This window comes from Azospirillum picis (genome assembly GCF_017876115.1).
In the GTDB taxonomy this organism is placed as follows: Bacteria; Pseudomonadota; Alphaproteobacteria; order Azospirillales; family Azospirillaceae; genus Azospirillum; species Azospirillum picis.
On record NZ_JAGINO010000005.1, the window covers coordinates 245,644 to 263,579 of the forward strand.

Annotated in this window: 17 protein-coding genes; 7 read left to right on the forward strand and 10 right to left on the reverse strand. The window is 69.4% G+C overall.

Annotated features, from left to right (window positions below; all coding sequences use genetic code 11):
* Position 1: 1 nt before the first annotated feature.
* Positions 2–949 (reverse strand): LysR family transcriptional regulator, encoded by a 948-nt coding sequence (locus J2850_RS09945; protein WP_209981123.1) that lies wholly within the window; start codon positions 947–949, stop codon positions 2–4.
* Between the two features lie 141 nt (positions 950–1,090).
* Here J2850_RS09945 and wrbA point away from each other — a divergent pair, with 141 nt between their 5' ends.
* Genes wrbA through J2850_RS09960 form a run of 3 tightly spaced genes read left to right on the forward strand, consistent with a single transcriptional unit; the run spans position 1,091 to position 3,107 of the window.
* Positions 1,091–1,693, forward strand: coding sequence for an NAD(P)H:quinone oxidoreductase (gene wrbA / locus J2850_RS09950; RefSeq protein ID WP_209981125.1), 603 nt, complete (start codon positions 1,091–1,093; stop codon positions 1,691–1,693).
* Between the two features lie 33 nt (positions 1,694–1,726).
* Positions 1,727–2,692 (forward strand): glutathione S-transferase family protein, encoded by a 966-nt coding sequence (locus J2850_RS09955; protein ID WP_209981127.1) that lies wholly within the window; start codon positions 1,727–1,729, stop codon positions 2,690–2,692.
* 58 nt (positions 2,693–2,750) lie between these two features.
* The gene (locus tag J2850_RS09960) at positions 2,751–3,107 is read left to right on the forward strand and encodes a hypothetical protein (protein ID WP_209981129.1); all 357 of its coding nucleotides are present in this window, start codon (positions 2,751–2,753) and stop codon (positions 3,105–3,107) included.
* 121 nt (positions 3,108–3,228) lie between these two features.
* On the opposite strand, the gene J2850_RS09965 is transcribed toward J2850_RS09960, so the two are convergent.
* Complete coding sequence (locus tag J2850_RS09965) at positions 3,229–3,603, reverse strand: hypothetical protein (protein WP_209981130.1); 375 nt, start codon at positions 3,601–3,603, stop codon at positions 3,229–3,231.
* 248 nt (positions 3,604–3,851) lie between these two features.
* Here J2850_RS09965 and J2850_RS09970 point away from each other — a divergent pair, with 248 nt between their 5' ends.
* Positions 3,852–5,876 carry a PP2C family protein-serine/threonine phosphatase gene (locus tag J2850_RS09970; RefSeq protein WP_209981132.1) on the forward strand — a complete coding sequence of 675 codons (2,025 nt, stop codon included), beginning with the start codon at positions 3,852–3,854 and terminating at the stop codon, positions 5,874–5,876.
* A 40-nt stretch (positions 5,877–5,916) separates the two neighbouring features.
* Here J2850_RS09970 and J2850_RS09975 read toward each other — a convergent pair whose 3' ends face one another.
* Entirely contained in the window at positions 5,917–7,110 is a 1,194-nt protein-coding gene (locus tag J2850_RS09975) for a DNA topoisomerase IB (protein WP_209981134.1), read from the reverse strand.
* A gap of 115 nt (positions 7,111–7,225) precedes the next feature.
* On the opposite strand from J2850_RS09975, the gene J2850_RS09980 reads away from it, so the two are divergent.
* From J2850_RS09980 to J2850_RS09990, 3 genes are all read left to right on the forward strand, one after another.
* A complete protein-coding gene (locus J2850_RS09980; RefSeq protein ID WP_209981136.1) occupies positions 7,226–7,597 on the forward strand; it encodes a hypothetical protein in 372 nt (123 codons plus the stop codon).
* A gap of 174 nt (positions 7,598–7,771) precedes the next feature.
* The gene (gene lhpI / locus J2850_RS09985) at positions 7,772–9,574 is read left to right on the forward strand and encodes a cis-3-hydroxy-L-proline dehydratase (RefSeq protein ID WP_209981138.1); all 1,803 of its coding nucleotides are present in this window, start codon (positions 7,772–7,774) and stop codon (positions 9,572–9,574) included.
* A gap of 223 nt (positions 9,575–9,797) precedes the next feature.
* On the forward strand, positions 9,798–10,805 hold the full coding sequence (locus J2850_RS09990; RefSeq protein WP_209981139.1) for a GntR family transcriptional regulator: 1,008 nt from the start codon (positions 9,798–9,800) through the stop codon (positions 10,803–10,805).
* A gap of 41 nt (positions 10,806–10,846) precedes the next feature.
* On the opposite strand, the gene J2850_RS09995 is transcribed toward J2850_RS09990, so the two are convergent.
* The 7 genes from J2850_RS09995 to J2850_RS10025 form a co-directional block, all read right to left on the reverse strand.
* Entirely contained in the window at positions 10,847–11,695 is an 849-nt protein-coding gene (locus J2850_RS09995) for a fumarylacetoacetate hydrolase family protein (RefSeq protein ID WP_209981141.1), read from the reverse strand.
* A gap of 46 nt (positions 11,696–11,741) precedes the next feature.
* On the reverse strand, positions 11,742–12,479 hold the full coding sequence (locus J2850_RS10000; protein ID WP_209981145.1) for an SDR family NAD(P)-dependent oxidoreductase: 738 nt from the start codon (positions 12,477–12,479) through the stop codon (positions 11,742–11,744).
* Positions 12,476–13,732: an ABC transporter substrate-binding protein gene (locus J2850_RS10005; protein WP_246512953.1), complete on the reverse strand. Its 1,257-nt coding sequence runs from the start codon at positions 13,730–13,732 to the stop codon at positions 12,476–12,478. Before J2850_RS10005 ends, J2850_RS10000 begins: the two co-directional genes overlap by 4 nt.
* Positions 13,733–13,861: 129 nt before the next feature.
* The gene (locus J2850_RS10010) at positions 13,862–14,647 is read right to left on the reverse strand and encodes an acetoacetate decarboxylase family protein (RefSeq protein WP_209981146.1); all 786 of its coding nucleotides are present in this window, start codon (positions 14,645–14,647) and stop codon (positions 13,862–13,864) included.
* Between the two features lie 54 nt (positions 14,648–14,701).
* Complete coding sequence (locus J2850_RS10015) at positions 14,702–15,943, reverse strand: alpha-hydroxy acid oxidase (protein ID WP_209981148.1); 1,242 nt, start codon at positions 15,941–15,943, stop codon at positions 14,702–14,704.
* A 479-nt stretch (positions 15,944–16,422) separates the two neighbouring features.
* Entirely contained in the window at positions 16,423–17,337 is a 915-nt protein-coding gene (gene hemF, locus J2850_RS10020) for an oxygen-dependent coproporphyrinogen oxidase (protein WP_209981150.1), read from the reverse strand.
* Positions 17,334–17,819, reverse strand: coding sequence for a tRNA (cytidine(34)-2'-O)-methyltransferase (locus J2850_RS10025; protein ID WP_209981153.1), 486 nt, complete (start codon positions 17,817–17,819; stop codon positions 17,334–17,336). The genes hemF and J2850_RS10025 overlap by 4 nt, the downstream gene beginning before the upstream one ends.
* Between the last annotated feature and the right edge of the window lie 117 nt (positions 17,820–17,936).

Consider the following 17,936-nt stretch of genomic DNA (forward strand, 5'->3'; position numbering starts at 1 on the left):
TTCACTGTTCGGACGCGCCTGCCTCCTGCGGCAGCGTGTCCAGCAGCGCACAGTCCCAGTACGGGCGCGTGCCGAAGCGCTGCACCAGGAAATCGACGAAGACGCGCACCTTGGGCGACAGGTGGCGGTTCTGCGGATAGACGGCGTTCACCGACAGGTCCGACCGTACGGCATGGTGCAGCACGCTGACCAGCTCGCCCCGCGACAGCGCCTCGCCGCACAGGAAGGTCGGCAATATCACGAAGCCAAGCCCGGCGACCGCCGCCTCGCGCAGCAGATCGCCGTTGTTGACGCGGACCGGACCCGAAACCCGGATGTTGCGCAGCTCCCCGTCCACGGTGAACTGCCAGAGATCGGGCGAGGGGACGTTGGTGTAGATCAGGCAACGGTGCTGCGTCAGGTCTTCCGGCGTCTGCGGGATGCCGTGCGCCTTCAAATAGGCCGGGCTGGCGCACAGCGCCATGCGGGCCGGCGCCAGCCGGCGGGCGATCAGCGAGCTGTCGCGCAGCCGGCCGATGCGGATCGCCATGTCGTACCCCTCGTCGATCAGGTCGACGTAGCGGTCGTTCAGGTCCATGTCGATCTCGATGGCCGGATAACGCTCCAAGAACTCGGCCACCGCCGGGGCCAGATGCAGGATCCCGAAGCTGACCGGCGCGTTGAGCCGCAGCCGCCCCCTCGGGGCGGCGTGCAGGTCGGCGACCGCCTGCTCCGCCTCCTCCAGGTCGGCGAGGATGCGGGTGCAGCGCTCGTAATAGGCCTGCCCGACCTCGGTCAGGCTGAGCTTGCGGGTGGTGCGGTTGAGCAGCCGGGCGCCGAGCCGGTTCTCCAGCTCGCCGATGCGGCGGGAGACGACCGATTTCGACAGGTTCAGCCTGTCGGCGGCGGCGGTGAAGCTCTTGGTGTCCACCACCTTGATGAAGGCGAGCATATCGTCGAGGCGATCCATGGCATTGTTCTACACCCGGAAACAATGAGGTGCCAAGATCCGGGATTACCGGACGCTCTTCCATGCCCTATGTCTGTTGGACCGCGGCCGGCCCCGCCGGCGGCGCGGTTCCGCAACGACAGACGACAGGGAGTGATGACGATGGCCAAGGTTCTCGTCCTTTACTACAGCAGTTGGGGCCATGTGTCGGAGATGGCGCAGGCGGTGGCCGACGGCGCCCGTTCGGTCGCCGGGACCGAGGTCGCGGTCAAGCGCGTGCCGGAACTGGTGCCGGAAGCCGTCCGCCAGGCCGCCCACTACAAGGACGAGAGTGACGTTCCCGTCGCCACCGTCGACGAACTGGCGCAGTACGACGCCATCGTCATCGGCACGCCGACCCGCTACGGCAACATGGCCTCGCAGATGAAGAACTTCCTCGACCAGACCGGCGGCCTATGGGCCAAGGGCGCTCTGGTCGGCAAGGTCGGTGCCGCCTTCACCTCGACCGCCACCCAGCATGGCGGGCAGGAGAGCACCATCCTCAGCACCCACACCGTGCTCCTGCATCTCGGCATGGTCATCGTCGGGCTGCCCTATTCCTTCCAGGGCCAGATGGGCGTGTCGGAAGTGATGGGCAACTCGCCCTACGGCGCCAGCACCATCGCCGGCGGCGACGGCTCGCGCCGGCCGAGCGCGGTCGAACTGGACGGCGCCCGCTACCAGGGCCGGCATGTGGCCGAGATCGCGGCGAAGCTGCACGGCTGATCGCCGCGCGACACTGACGAAAGGGAGGGAGCCGTGGGCCTGTTGATCGACGGACGGTGGCATGACCAGTGGTACGACACCAGCAAGAGCGGTGGTGCCTTCGTGCGGACCGAGGCGCAGTTCCGCGACCGCGTGTCGGCGGACGGCTCCACTCCCTATCCGGCGGAGGCCGGGCGCTATCACCTGATGGTGTCGCTGGCCTGTCCGTGGGCACATCGCACCCTGGTCTTCCGGGCGCTGAAGCGGCTGGAGGGGGTGATCGGCGTCAGCGTCGTCGAGCCGCTGATGCTGTCGGAGGGCTGGACCTTCGCCGGGCCGGAGCCGGTCACCGGCGTCACCCGCCTTTACGACCTGTACCTGCGCGCCAAGCCCGGCTACAGCGGCCGGGTGACGGTGCCGGTGCTGTGGGATGGGAAGACGAACACCATCGTCAACAACGAGTCGGCGGAGATCATCCGCATGCTCAACCGCGAGTTCGACGCCTTCACCGACGTCCGCGCCGACTACAGCCCGCCGGAGCTGCTGGAGGAGATCGACCGGGTCAACGCCTTCGTCTATGACCGGATCAACAACGGCGTCTACAAGGCCGGCTTCGCCACCGCCCAGGACAAGTACGAGGCGGCCTTCGACGCGCTGTTCGCGGCGCTGGACGAGGTCGATGCCCGGCTGGCAACGCAGCGCTGGCTGGTCGGCAACCGCCTGACCGAAGCGGATTGGCGGCTGTTCACCACGCTGGTGCGCTTCGATGCCGTCTATGTCGGGCATTTCAAGTGCAACCAACGGCGGATCGCCGACTACCCGCACCTGTCCGGCTATCTGCGCGACCTGTACCAGGTGCCTGGCATCGCGGCGACGGTCAGCTTCGACCACATCAAGCGGCACTATTACGGCAGCCATGCCACCATCAACCCCACCGGCATCGTGCCGAAGGGGCCGGCGCTCGACCTCGACGCGCCGCATGGCCGCGCTGCGCTGGGTCCCGATCCCGCGGAGGCGTGACGGAAACCGGTTCCGCTGGTTGTACCTGTGAAGGACAACCGAGCGAGGAACGCAACCGATGCGCACCTATATTCTTGCAGCCGCGGCAGCCCTGGCCCTGTCGTCGCCGATGGTGGCCAATGCCCAGACCGGCCAGTCCCAGAACAACGGCTGGGGCGGCGCGCTCGACCAGTTGAACCGCGCCGTCAACCCCAACAGCTACCCGCAGGACCGCACGGCCGAGGACCGGAACGTCAACCGAGACGGCCGCCGCTATGAGGGCTCCTCCGGCAACACCCGCCGCAGCGCCTACAGCGATTATTCCGACCGCGACCTGCGCAGCCAGTACGACCGGCTGGGCGAGGAGCAGCGCCAGATCCGCCAGGACCGCCGCGCCATCGAGGACGAGATGGAGCGCCGCGGCCTGAACCGCTAGAGTGTGATCGTTTCAAGCGGTAGCGCTTGAACCATGAATCAAACGGGAAGAGCAAAGGCCTAGCGTGTGGCTTTCCAACGGGTGCGCGGCGAAGCACCCGTTGGACCCCCGCGGCCTGCCGTCAGGGCTTGTAGCAGCGGGCCATGTCCTCCGGGTTCCCCATGGCCTCGCATTGGTAGCCGTTGGAAAACTTGAAGCGCAGGGGCCCGGTCTTGCGGACGCTCACCACCGGCTGCTTGCCGGCGTCCTGGAATTCCACCCAGGCCGAGCTGTCGAAGCGGGTCTGAAGGCCGTTGCTCAGGCGCACCCGGCCCTGGCTGTCCTTGATCACCCGGATGCCGGTGCTGAACAGCAGGTTCGGCCCGTCCTCCTTCGCCGACAGGCCGTTGGTGCAGTTCACCCCCTCGGGCTTGACCGCCACGCATTCGTAGGCATTGGGATGGCTTGCGGTGAGGACCATCGCGTAGACCGCGACCTCGAGGACATTCATCGGCATCGGCGTCGACCCGCGGAACAAGGAAACGGCGGCGCAGGCCCGGCCGGGCGGCGCCACCGTCCGTCTTACGGACATCCTGGTTACGAAAAGGATAATGCCGCGCCCACGGTCGCGCCCGCCGAAACCGTGGCGGACGGCGTCCGTGACCTTGGCCGCCCGTGCTCCCCGGTGCCTGGACTTGTGCGGTCCGGACCGGTAGAAGCGAAGGGAAAGTCGAACGGACGAGCCGAAAGGGCGGGCACATTCCCATGACGTTCCAACAACGTTTGATCCTTCTGGTCACCGGACTGGTTCTTCTGGCTGTGGTGGCGGTCACCGCCGCGATGGCCTGGACGACGCATGCCGCGCTGACCGGGCGGATCGAGACGGAGGCGCGTCTGGCGGCCGGCCTGCTCGCCCGCGGCGGCGCCCAGACCCGCGACATCCCGCAGGAGGTGGATGCCCTGCTGTCGGAACGCCTGTTGTCGGAGGCGACGCTGACCGCCCATCTGGTGGCGCTGGCTGAGGCGGCGAAACAGTCGCCGCGGGCGATCAACGACCGGCTGAAGCAGATCGCCGAGGCCGGCGGCCCGGACGAGATGTGGGTCACCGACAACCGCGGGCGCGCCTACCTGCACAACCAGCCGGGGCCGGATCCGACCTTCGGCCAGGACGCCAAGTCCGGCCCGCGCCATGCCGCTTTCGCCAATCTGCTCAATCGCCAGCCGACCTCGATGGTCACCGAACCGGCGATGGAGAACGGGCGGCTGATGAAGTTCGCCGGCGTCGCCGGCGTGGACAGGCCGCGCATCGTCCAGGTCGGTGCCGACGTCGGGCGCCTCGGCGACATCGTGCGCCGGTCCGGCACCGACGGGTTGATCGACGGGCTGCTCGCCGCCCGCGCGGTGGAGGCGGCCTGGCTGCTCGACCGCGACGGGCGCGTGCTGGCGCGCGGCGCCGTGGTCGGCGATGCCGCCGCCCGGCCGCTGTCGGAGGCGGCGACCGCCGCGGCCAGGACGGTGGCGCTCGGCAGCGACATGGAAATCCGGATCGATAGCGGCGGGCTGCTGGCGCTGGCGCCGGTCCGCTACGCCGCTTCCGCCCCCGCTGTTGCCGCAGGTTCCGGGGCCGCTCCGGCCGGCTCCCCTGCCGTGGCCGTGGTGCGCCTGCCCTATGACGAGCCGGGAGCGATGGTCCGCCGCCAGTTGAAGATCGGCGGGCTGCTGGCCGCGGCCGTGCTGGCCTTGGGCTTCTGGGCGGCCACGCGCTTCGCCCGCGACCAGATGGCGCCGGTGGAGCGGCTGAGCGAAGCGGTGAAGGCGGCCGAGGCCGGCCGGTTCAATCCCTTCACCCTCAACGAGGCCGCGGACCGCGACGACGAGTTCGGCCGGCTGTCGCGCATCTTCCGACGCATGGCGATGGAGGCGACGGCGCGGGAGGAGACGCTGGACGCCCAACTCGTCATGCGCGCGGCCGAACTGGAGACCAAGAGCGAGAAGCTGTCCGCCGCCGAACACCTGATCGAGGAGGAGCAACGGGCTGCCCGCGACGTCCAGACCAACCTGCTGCCGCGACAGCTTCCGGCCGGGCGCGACAGCCAGTTCTTCGGCACCCTTCTGCCGGCCCATGCCGTCAGCGGCGACTTCTACGACGTGGTGGAACTGGACGACCGCCACAGCCTGCTGCTCGTGGCCGGGGTGTCGGGCGGCGGCGTTCCGGCGGCGTTCCTGATGCTGATGGTGCGCGGCGCCCTGCGCGAGATGGCGCGTCCCGGCCTTTCGCCGGCGGCCATCCTGGCAGTGGCCAATGACCGGCTGTGCGGCGAAAGCCCGTTCAACGGCTTCGCCAGCGCCTTCGCCGCCGTCTATGACCGGCAGACCGGCACGCTGGTCCATGCCGCCGCCGGCCATCGCGGTGCCTGCCGCGTGGGCGTGGACGGTACGGTGCAGTTCCTGACCACCGCCGGCGGCCCGGCGCTGGGCGTGCGCCGCGGTGCCTCCTACGCCGAGGCGTCGGTGGTCCTGAACCAGGACGAGGCGCTGTTCCTGTGCACCGACGGCATCCTGCGGTCGGCCGACGGCCAGCACGAGCCCTTCGGCGAGGAACGGCTGGCCGCAGCCCTTGCCCTCGGCCGCGGCATGTCGGCCCGCGACCGGGCGGAGGTGGTGCTGCGCTCCGTCCAGGCCCATGCCGGCACCACCGGCGTGATCGCCGGCGATCTGGTGTGCCTCGTCATGCGCCGGCTGCTGCCGGTGGAGGGGGAGGCCGAGGCGGCGGAAGCCGCGGCGGTGTGACGGCGGGAAGAACAGGCCGGCCGGGCTCCGCCTCCCGGCCTTACCCTGCCGGCCTCTTTCCCGGCGCGGCCTCGCGCTTGCGCGGCGTGGTCTCGCGCTTGCGCGCCGTGGTTTCGCGCTTGCGCGCGGCGGTCTCGCGTTCCAGCCGCCCGCGCAGGAAGGCCAGCACCGCGGCCTCCTCGCCGTCGAGGCCGGACAACTCGTCGCGCAATTCGTCCTCGACCTCATGCTTCAGCGATTCCAGGAGGCTGCCGTCGAGATAGGCGTCCAGCACTTCCGGGTGGACGTAGCTCTTGCGGCAGACGCTGGGGGTGTTGCCGAGCCGCCCCGCCACCTGCTCGATCGCGCGGGTGACGTTGCGCTTGGCGGCGGCGGCGCTGTCGAAGGTCTCGAACTCCTTCAGCGCCATCGCCGCCAGCACGGTGCCGGCCCAGGTCCGGAAATCCTTGGCGGTGAAGTCGGCGCCGGTGGCCTCGCGCAGGTACGCGTTGACGTCGCCGGACGTGATGCTGTGCCGTTCCCCGGCGGGATCGAGGTACTGGAACAGCTCGTCTCCCGGCACGTCGCGGCAGGCGCGGACGACGCGGGCCAGACGGCGGTCGCGCAGCGAGACGTTCCAGGCCTTGCCCGACTTCCCCTTGAAGGAGAAGCGCACCTCCGATCCTTCGATCTCGGTGTGGCCGTCCCGCAGGGTGGTCAGGCCATAGCTCTTGTTCTCGCGGACGTAGCTCTCGTTGCCGACGCGGATCAGCGTGGTTTCCAGCAGGCGGACCACCGCGGCCAGCACCTTCTCCCGCGGCAGGCCGCGGCGGCCCAGGTCGGCGTCCACCCGTTCGCGCAGGCCCGGCAGCGCGCGGCAGAAATCGAGCATGCGGCCGAACTTGGTGCCTTCGCGCAACTCGGTCCAGCGCCGGTGGTAGCGGTACTGCTTGCGGCCGCGGGCATCGCGGCCGGTCGCCTGCAGGTGGCCGTCGGAGTCGGGACAGATCCACACGTCGCGGTAGGCCGGCGGGATGGCCAGCTTGCGGATGCGGTCCAGCGTGTCCTCTTCCGTCACCGTGGCGCCGTCGGGCCAGAGGTAGCGGAATCCCTTGCCGGCGCGCCGTCGTCGGATGCCCGGCGTGTCGTCGCAACTGTAGGTCAGGCCGGCGCAGGCCGCCTCCTGTTCGAAGGAGGCGGCATCGGCGGCATCGGCGGCGGTCCCGGACTTCGGCGCAGGCAGGGTGGTGTCCATGCTGCCTTCAACGGCCGGGACCGACTTTGGTTGCCGCCCCCTCCTTTGGGGAGGGTTACTTCGCAGTTGCGAAACCCATATCCTGGCATCACCGATCTCTGGAGGAACCGCGCGCATGGACCGCAAGCCGGACGAAACCACGCTGACCGCCCGCCTCCCCAACCTGGAGATCAGCATTCACCATCGCGACAGCCCGGAAGACGGCGCCGAGCTGGTCGCCATCCAGATCCGGGCGACACCGTCCTTCGACGCCGTCGCCGGCCTGCTGGGATCGGCGGTGTTCAATCCCCTGCTGCTCGCCGGTCCGGCTGCGGCGCTTCGCGGGCCGGCCGCCGAGACTGCCGACCGGATGGCCGGACCGGACGCCGCCGCGATGGCGGAGCTCTGGCTGGCGCCGATGCGGATGTGGGGCGATCTCGTCCGGCAGGCATGGCAGCCGTGGCTGTCCGCGCCCTGGATGACCGGCCCCCGCCGTCCCGGCCGCTGACCGGCGGGACAGGCATACGGCCGGGCCGGAGCCACGGGGTTCGAAGGCGCCGTGCCGGAAGGCGGGGCGTGGGGAAGGGGGCGGGTGGCGATACGGCCTGTTGCCGTGACGGAGGATGTGGGAGATCCTGGGGGCTCGCATCCTCTTTCGCTTTCCGTGCCGGGAAAACCAACGATGATCGCCGATGACGGGAATGGATCTGCCGGCCGCTGCCTGGTCGACGGCCATGCCGTCGGCAAGCTGCTCCATACCGATATGCCGCTCAGCTTCTGGGGTGGGGTGGACTCCTTCACCGGGCAGGTGATCGATCGTCATCATCCGCTCAGCGGCCGTTCGTTGGTCGGCAGCGTCCTCGCCCTTCCCAGCGGGCGGGGATCCTGCTCGGGGAGCGGCGTGATGCTGGAGCTGCTGTTGAACGGGAATGGTCCGGCGGCCCTTGTTCTGGAGCGGCCGGACGACATCCTGACGCTCGGCGTCGTCGTCGCCGAGGAAATGTTCGAACGGTCCATTCCGGTGGTCGTGGTCGGACCCGAACAGTTCCGGTCCTTGGCACGGGCTGCCTGGGTGGAGGTGTCGGGCTCCGTCGTCCGGCGGCTTTCCCGGCCGGAACAGGCTGACGGGGCAGCCGCTCCCGGCAGCGTGCCGAAGGAACCGCCGCCCGGCGTCCAACTGACGGAGGCCGACCGCGCGCTGCTGGCGGGGGCGGGCGGCCGCGCGCGGCAAGCCGCGATGCGCATCATCCTGCGCATGGCCGGCTTCCATCAGGCGCGGCGGCTGATCGACGTTCGTCAGGCGCACATCGACGGTTGCCTCTACACCGGGCCGGCGGGGCTGCGCTTCGCCCGGCTGCTGTGCGACTGGGGCGGCCGGGTCCGCATCCCCACGACCCTGAACGCGATCTCGGTCGACCGCCGCAACTGGCGCCGGCAAGGGGTCGACGCGGCGGTCGGCGAGCCGGCCGGCGCGCTGGCCGATGCGTATGTGGAGATGGGGGCGCAGCCGACCTTCACCTGTGCCCCCTACCTGCTGGACGGGGCACCAGGACGCGGCGACGACATCGGCTGGTCTGAATCGAATGCGGTGGTCTACGCCAACAGCGTGCTGGGCGCCCGCACCATGAAGTATCCCGACTATCTGGACATCTGCGTCGCGCTGACCGGCCGGGCGCCGCTGTCGGGATGCCATGTGGAGGGCAACCGGCGGGCGACCCTGCGGATCACCGTCCCATCCTGCCCCGAGGCCGACGACTCCTTCTATCCGCTGCTGGGCTATCATGTCGGCGCCGTTGCCGCCGACCGCATCCCGGCGATCGCCGGCCTGGAGCAGGCAGGACCGGGCGCCGACGACCTCAAGGCCTTCGGTGCCGCCTTCGCCACCACATCGAGCGCCCCGATGTTCCACATCGCCGGGATCACGCCGGAGGCGACCACCCTGGAAGCGGTGCTGGAGGACGGCGCGGAGAGCCACGAGGTCAGCCTGGCGGATCTCGCGGCGCACTGGACCGCCTTGAACACGGCACTCCATACGGCATCCGGCACGGATTCGGACTCCACGGCCGGTCTGCGGATCGATCTGGTGTCCCTCGGCAACCCCCATTTTTCGTATGCGGAGTTCAAGCGCCTCGCCGCGCTCTCCCGCGGCCGCGCCAAAGACCCGGACGTTCAGGTCGTCATCACCTGCGGCCGCGCAACGCTGGAGGCGGCCGCCGTCGACGGCATCGTCGCCGAACTGGAACGCTTCGGCGCGCGGATCGTCACCGACGTCTGCTGGTGCACCATCGGCGAGCCGCTGTTCCCAGTTACCGCGCGCGTGGTGATGACCAACTCGGCGAAATACGCCCATTACGGGCCGGGCCTTAGCGGGCGGCCGGTCCGCTTCGGCAGTCTCGCCGATTGCGTGGCGGCGGCCTGCTCGGGACGGGCAGCCGGGCAACCCCCGGGCTGGTTGGGTGTGGCGGCGAGTGGATCGGCGGGCTGAGCGACCCTGGTATGTGGACAATGCATCCATTGTACGTTGGTAACGCCCCGCGGGGTTCATGCATCCTGGCGTCCTGTCCGTCCCGCGCAACCGGGAGCGGTTGCGAAAGATGGGGCGGCAGGCCAGTGCCGCATCGAACCGTATCGCGGTCGATCCGGTCGACAAGAAGAATGCGGCCGCCGCCTCGTTCCAATCCATGGCGGCCGGGCAGGGGAGTGGAAGGATGAAGGTGGCAGGATTGCCGGATGACGGCCTCGCTGGCTCCGACAAGGGCGCCTCGCTGCAGGAGCGGGCCTATCGCCTTCTGAAAGCGATGATCGGGGATGGCCGGATCGGACCCGGAGAGCGCCTGCTGGAAGCCCAGGTTGCCAAGGCCTTCGGCATCAGCCGCTCACCCGCCCGCCATGCCTTGCGGACGCTATGTGCCGAGGCCCTGCTCGAGGAGCATGACGGCAAGGGGTTCGTGGTCGCCGGGTGCGGGACCGGCGGGGGCGACGGGCTGCTGGCGAGCCTGGAGCCGGTCAGGATCCAGTCGCCCCCCCAATGGGAACGCATCTACAAGGAGGTCGAGCAGGAGCTGTTCATCCGCATCCTGTTCGGGGCGGTGAGGATCAACGAGAAGCAGTTGGCCCTGCATTTCGACGTCAGCCGCACGGTGACCCGCGACCTGCTTGCGCGCATGCACGGGATGGGGCTGATCGAGAAGGACGATGCCGGCCATTGGCTGTCGCGCCGCATCACGCCCGAGCATATCCGCGACCTTTACGAGATGCGGCGCCTGCTGGAACCGAAGGCCCTGCAGAAATCGCTGCCCCACCTGCCGGCGCCGGTGCTGCACCAGGCCCGTGACCGCGTCCTGCTGGCGCTGAAGAGCGACACCCCCGACAGCGCCGCTTTCGACCGGATCGAACGCGACCTGCATGTGGACGTGCTGTCCGGCTGCCAGAACAAGGAGATCCTGCGGGCGCTGGAGCGGACCCAACTGGTGTTCGGGCCGACGCGCTATCTCTTCCACCCCTTTCTCGGCGTCCCGGTCGAAATGATCGACGGCGCCTTGAAGGAGCATCTGGAGATCCTCGACCGCGCCTTGCGCGGCGACGCCGACGGTGCCGCGCAGGCGCTGCAGGACCACCTGAAGGTCGCCGACGACCGCTGGCTCAGGCGTTTCGAGATCATCGCGAGCACGACGCGGCTGCAGTTCCCAGCCTACCTCTCGCCGGCCGGCGGGTGAGGGGCGCCGGCCGGTCCGGCGCACTCGCGCGTTTCCCGCCTTCACTCCCGCCAGGGCACGATGGTCTGCCGCTGCCGGCCCAGGCCCTGGATGCCGAGGGTGACGACGTCGCCCGCCTTCAGCCAGACCGGTTCGGGCTTCCTGCCCATTCCCACCCCCGGCGGCGTGCCGGTGGCGATGATGTCGCCCGGAAACAGCGTCATGTAGGCGCTGCAGTAGGACAGCAGGGCGGCGACCCCGAAGATCATGGTGCGGGTGCTGCCGGTCTGCATGCGCCGGCCGTTGACGTCCAGCCACATGTCCAGCGCCTGTGGGTCGGGGACCTCGTCGGCGGTGACGAGCCACGGGCCGACCGGCGCGAAGCTGTCGCAGCCCTTCCCCTTGTCCCATTGCGACGACTGCATCTGGAAGGCGCGCTCCGACACGTCGTTCACAACGCAATAGCCGGCGACGTGGCCGAGCGCCTCGGCCTCGCTGACATGGCGGGCGGTCCGGCCGATGACGACGCCCAGCTCGACCTCCCAGTCCAGCTTGGTGGAACGCGGCGGCTGGATGGTGTCGTCGTCCGGGCCGCAGAGCGCCGAGGTCGCCTTCAGGAAGACGATCGGTTCCGTCGGGATGGGCAGGCCGGTTTCCGCGGCGTGGTCCGAGTAGTTCAAGCCGATGCAGACGATCTTGGAAACGCCGTGGTAGGGCACGCCGAGGCGGGGCGAGCCGTCGACGAGCGGCAGCTCGCGGGGGTCGACCGCCGACAGCCGGGACAGGCCGTCCGGTGACAGGTCCTCCGGCGTGAAGGCGCCGCGGAGGCCGGACAGGTCGCGCAGCCGGCCCTCCTCGTCGACCAGGCCGGGCTTCTCCCGGCCCGGATCGCCAAACTGGCAGAGTTTCATCGCCGTGGATCCCCGTATGATGGCTGGTGTGGAGGCTGGCTGCCGGTCAGGCGACTGTGGAGCCGGCATCGACCGTCCAGGCGGCGCCGTTGACGTGGCGGGCCTGGTCCGACAGCAGGAAGCAGATGACGCCTGCGACATCCTCGGGCTGGCCGTAGGCGGCCGCTCCAGCCCGCCGGATGCCGCCCGACCTGCCGGCCTGTTCGTCGAGGGAGCGGATCATGCGCGTCTCGACCGGCCCCGGCAGGACCGCGTTGACCCGGATGGCCGTACCCGCCACATCGAGCGCCGCCACCCGGGTCAGGCCCAGCACGGCGTGCTTGGTGGCGACGTAGCCGGCCAGCCCGGCCCGTCCCCTGACCGCCGAGGTGGACGCCGTGTTGACGATCGCACCCTCTCCGCGCGGGATCATGCGGGCGAGGACATGCTTCAGGCCGAGGAAGACGCCCTTGGCGTTGACCTGCAGGAGCCGGTCGAAGACGTCGTCGGGGTAGAGGTGGAGCGGAGCGACGACACCCTCGATGCCGGCATTGTTCGCGAAGGCGGTGATCGGTCCCAGCAGCCGCTCGACCTGGTCGACCGCCTCGCCCATCTGGGCGCCGTCGGAGACGTCGGTGCGCAGGAACAGCGCCCGGCGCCCGGCCGTCTCCACCAGCGCCGCGGTCTCGTCCCCCAGGCCGGCGTCCAGGTCGAGGATGGCGACGTCGGCACCGGCCGCGGCGAGCGCCACCGCCGTCGCCCGCCCGATCCCGCCGCCGCCGCCGGTCACCAGCGCGACGGTCATTGTCCCACCAGCGGGCATCCGCCGTCCTTCAGCGGCCGCCACACCTGGTCGGAGGGGATCACCTGCTTCACCTTGTAATAGTCCCAGGGATAGTTGGATTCGGCCGGGGTCTTGACCTCGAACAGGTACATGTCGTGCAGCTTGCGCCCGTCGACCCGGATGCTGCCCTTGCCGAACAGGGGATCGTCGGTCGGGAGCTCCTTCATCTTGGCGACGACCGCCTTGCCGTCGGCGGAGTCGCCGCCGGCCGCCTCGACGGCCTTCAGGTAGTGAAGGACCTCGGCATAGACGCCGGCCTGGAGCTGGCTCGGATATTTGCCGCCGTTGCGCTCGGCGAAGCGCTTGCTCCACTGCCGGGTCTGGTCGTTGAGGTCCCAGTAGAAGGCGGCGGTGAACTGCAGTCCCTGCGCGATCTTCAGGCCGAGCGAATGGACGTCGTGGAGGTACAGGACCATGGCGACCAGGCGCTTGCCGGAATCGGTGAGCCCGAACTCGGTCGCCTGCTTGATCGAGTTGATGGTGTCGCCGCCGGCATTGATCAGGCTGACGACCTTGGCCGGCGATGCCTGCGCCTGAAGCAGGAAGGAGGCGAAGTCCTGGGTGTTGAGCGGGGTGCGGACGCTGCCGACCATGGTGCCGCCAAGCTCCTTCAGGACGTTGCGGACGTCGCTCTCCATCGCTTGGCCGAAGGCGTAGTCGGCGGTCAGGGCGAACCAGGTCTTGTCGCCGGCGCCGACCACCGCCCGCGTGGTGCCGACCGCCAGCGCGTAGGTGTCGTAGGTCCACTGGACGGTGTTGGGCGAGCATGCCTTGCCGGTCAGGTCGGAGGTCGAGGCCCCGGCGACCAGCATCGCCTTGTTCTTGTCGCGGGCGATGGTATTGACCGCCAGGGCGACCGCGGAGTTCGGCAGGTCGACGATCACGTCGACGCCCTTGGTGTCGATCCACTCGCGGGCGAGCGAGGCGGCGATGTCGGCCTTGTTGAGGTGGTCGGCGCTCAGCACCTCGACCGGGCGCATCTTGTGGCCGGCCGTGAAGTCCTCCACCGCCATCTGGGCGGCGACGACCGAGCCGTTGCCGGTGATGTCGGCATAGAGGCTCGACATGTCGGTCAGCACGCCGATGCGCAGGGGGGCCTGGGCCTGGGCTTGGGTTTGGGCGCCTGCTTCCGGCGCCGCGACGGCGGCCAAGCAGAGGAGCGCGGCGGCCGATCCCATCACGCGGCGGCGGAGCGGCCAAGTCGATGTCGTCATGATTTTCCTCCCGATCGTTTGGGAACGTGCTTCGGCGGATTCAGTCCGCTTCTGCCCGGCCGCCGGCGGTGGCTGTCGCCGGCGGCCGGCGGTCGGGCCGTTCCGGGGTATGGATTGCGCGGCCGGCGGTCAGGGAATGAGGCGTTTCAGCAGGCGGCGGTCCTCGACCGCGAAGCCGCCGCCATAGACGTCGGAGGACATGAAGTGCGCGCCGAGGATTTCCGGCTCCAGCGCGGCGATCGGGTCGTAGTCCGACGGATGCAGGGTCATGCTCACCCGGCCCTGGCGCGGCGGCGAATAGGCGAGCGGCGTCCGCCGGTAGACGATGTCGGCATAGACCGGCTCCGGACGTTCCGGGTGCGGCACCCGCCGGACATGGATCTCGCCGGCCGGCTGCTCGGCGCCGTCGACCAAGGGCACCAGGGGCGCCTCCGGGTCGGGGGTGAAGCTGAAGTCGGCCAGCGGCGTGCCGCGGCGCTTGACCCAGCCTTCGACCCTTCCGTCCGGCGCCTCGTTGAAGCGGTAGGTCGCGTCCTTCTTGGTGTAGCCGAACACCTCGCGCCCGGCGGCGATACCCATCGGGTCGGAGCAGTACATGAAGATGTGGGTGTGGGTGAACAGGCCGTCGTAACGGACGGGGACCGAGACCATCAGGTCGAACATCTCGCCGGCATGGATCGCCAGCGTGTGGCCCGGCGACAGCATGAAACGGAAGGCGACGCGATCGTTCACCAGTTCGAACGGCGTGTCGGACAGCAGCTTCGCCACCTTGGCCTGGTCGACCCGGGTCACCACCTCCACCGTCCGCAGCGGGCATTCCCATTCCAGCGGATAGGCCGGCGCGTAGGGCGGATTGACGCCGCTGTTCTCGTGCATCTTGTACTTGCCGAACATCTCGTGTCCTTCTCTCTTCATGCCGGCCTTCTTGGGTCCGGCCGGCCCGGGGCGAATGGAAAGGCTGTGAGGGCGTCAGGCCGCGGGGACGGCCGCCGTCGCCGGCCTGCGGTCCGGCGGCATGGCGGCGGGGAACCGCGGCCCATGCCCGGCGCCGACCGCCGGGGCGTCGTCGAGCAGGATCGTCCGGTCGGCCGCGACGATGGAGGTGACGCCGCACAGCCCCATGGTCAGGTCGAGCTCGCGGTGCAGGATTTCCAGGCAGCGGGTGACTCCGGCCTCGCCCAGGGCGCCCAGCCCGTAGAGGAAGGCGCGTCCGACCAGGACGCCGTCGGCGCCGAGCGCCACCGCCTTCAGGATGTCCTGGCCGGAGCGGATACCGCTGTCGAACAGCACCTCGGTCCGCTGCCCGACGGCATCGGCGATCGAGGGCAGCATGGCGATGCTGGACGGCGCGCCGTCGAGCTGCCGGCCGCCATGGTTGGAGACGACGATGGCGTCGGCACCGTTCTCCACGGCCAGGATGGCGTCGCCGGGGTCCAGGACGCCCTTCACGATCAGCTTGCCGTCCCATTTCTTCCGGATCCAGCGGACATCCTCCCAGGACAGCGTCTGGTCGAACTGCTGGCTGACCCAGGCGGCGAGCGAGCCGACGTCGGACACGCCGGAGACATGGCCGACGATGTTCCCGAAGCTGCGGCGCCTGGTGTTGAGCATGCCGAGGCACCAGCGCGGCTTGGTCGCCAGGTTCATCAGGTTGCGCAGCGTCGGCTTGGGCGGCGTCGACAGGCCGTTCTTCAGGTCCTTGTGGCGCTGTCCCTGGATCTGGAGATCGAGGGTCAGCACCAGGGCGGAACAGCGGGCCGCCTTGGCGCGATCGATCAGCCGGGAGACGAAGTCGCGGTCCCGCATCACGTAGAGCTGGAACCAGAAGGGTTTCCGCGTGGCGGCGGCGACATCCTCGATCGAACAGATGCTGACGGTCGACAAGGTGAAGGGAACGCCGAATTTTTCCGCCGCCCGCGCCGCCAGGATCTCGCCGTCGGCGTGCTGCATGCCGGTCAGCCCGGTCGGCGCCAGCGCCACCGGCATCGTCACCGTTTCGCCCAGCATGCTGGTGGCGGTGGAGCGCCCGGCGATGCTGAGGCCGATGCGCTGGCGGAACCGGATGGCGGCCAGATCGGCCGAATTGGCGCGGTAGGTGCCTTCGGTCCAGGAGCCGCAATCGACGTAGTCGTAGAACATTCGCGGCACCCGACGCTGCGCGAGGAGGCGCAGGTCTTCGATGCAGGTGATGAGCGGTTCGGGCGGGCGCATTCTTCATCCCATGAGTTGCGTCGGACGCCTGCCGGCCCCGCCGCGTCCCGGAGGGGCGGCGGAACCGCCGGCTGCGACCGATCGTTCGAATGGGTGCCGTTTCCGGCGTCGTCCAGGGTGCTGCTTGCGATACTGTTCGTACATTGCATCCAAAGTACGTTCAAAGCATGCCGCCTCGTGGCCTTCCCTGTCAATGGGGGCATCGAACAATTTGAACGAAGACAGTTCGCGGCCTGCGCCACCCGGAGGCGGGCGGGTACGGGCACCGACTCCGCGAAAGGAGTCGCCGTCGCTTGGGGCGTCAGGGAAAATAGGGAAGGGGGGCGCCGGGCGGTCCGCCCATGCCGCGGCGATGTCGCGGGGCCGTCACGGCCTCGCGAGGCAAAGGCGCCAACCATGGGAGGATGCCGGACCGCGCGATGTCTTTGGTTTTCCGTGCGATTCCCGCCCCGGGTGACGGCGTCCGAAGCGGTCGAGAACTAGGGCCACTTCACTTCGGGCGGCAGGCTCATCAGAATCGCCTCGGTGTTGCCACCGGTCTTCAGGCCGAAGGTGGTGCCCCGATCGTACAGCAGGTTGAATTCGACGTAGCGTCCGCGGCGGACGAGCTGATGCTCGCGCTGTTCGGCCGTCCAGGGCCGGTTCATGTGCCGGCGCACCAGCGCGGCGTACGTGTCGAGGAAGCCGGTGCCGACGTCGCGGGCGAAGGCGAAGTCGGCCTCCCAGTCTCCCGAATCCAGGTTGTCGAAGAAGATGCCGCCCACCCCGCGCGCTTCGCCCCGGTGCGGCAGGTAAAAGTAGCGGTCGCACCAGTCCTTGAAGCGCGGATAATAGTCGGGATGGTGGCGGTCGCAGGCGGCGCGCAGGCCGGCGTGGAAATCGGCGGTGTCGCCGTCGTCCGGGATCATCGGGGTCAGGTCGGCGCCGCCACCGAACCATCCGACGCTGGTCACGATGTGGCGCGTGTTCATATGGGTCGCCGGAACCAGCGGCGAGCGCATGTGCGCCACCAGGCTGATCCCGGATGCCCAGAATTCGCCCGTTTCGGCGGCACCCGGTATGTTGCCGCGGAATTCCGGGCTGAAGGTGCCGTGCACGGTCGAGATGTTGACGCCGACCTTCTCGAACACCCGGCCCTTCATCACCGACATGGTGCCGCCGCCGCCTTCGCCGCCGCCATGGTCCGGCCGCGTCCATGCCTTGCGCTCGAACCGGCCGGGGGGCAGGTCGGCGTGGGTGCCGGTCAGCTCGTCCTCCAGCGCTTCGAAGGTTGCGCAGATGCGGTCGCGCAGCTCCCGGAACCAGGCGGCCGCCCGCGCCTTGCGCTCTTCGACGAGACCGGCGCAGCCGGGGGTGCAATCTGGGGCGCGGTCTGGGCCGGCGTCGGTGGTCATGGCGTGTTGGTGTCCGGCGGTGCAGGGGCTTGGAACCCGGGTGCGGCGGTCTGCCGCAAGGCTTCACCCAACACCATTGCGGCACTGACCGCAACGTTCAAGGAGCGTGCATGCGGCTGCATCGGGATGACCAGCCGGGCATCGGCTGCGTCATGCACCTCGTCCGGCACGCCGGCACTCTCGCGGCCGACCAGGATTCGGTCATTGGCGGCGAAACGGAAGGAGGTGTAGGGAACGGCGGCGCGCGTGGTCAGCAGCACCAGCCGCCCCGGGCGCGGGGCGGCGACGTAGGAGGACCACGAACTGTGCCGGGTCCAGTCGAGATGGTCGAGATAGTCCATGCCCGCCCGGCGCAGCCGCCGGTCGTCGAGCACGAAGCCGCAAGGCTCGATCAGATCGAGCGCCACGCCAAGGGCAGCCGCGAGTCGCATCAGCGTGCCGGTGTTCTGCGGAATGTCGGGTTCGAACAGGATGATACGCAACGTGGGCCTTGCTTCGAAGTGTTTGTTTTGCATACAAATATTCAAGCCCCCCGCACACGCGACAAATTGTCTCCCGGCCAAGGACTTTTCAAGATGTCGACGCGACGGTATACCGCA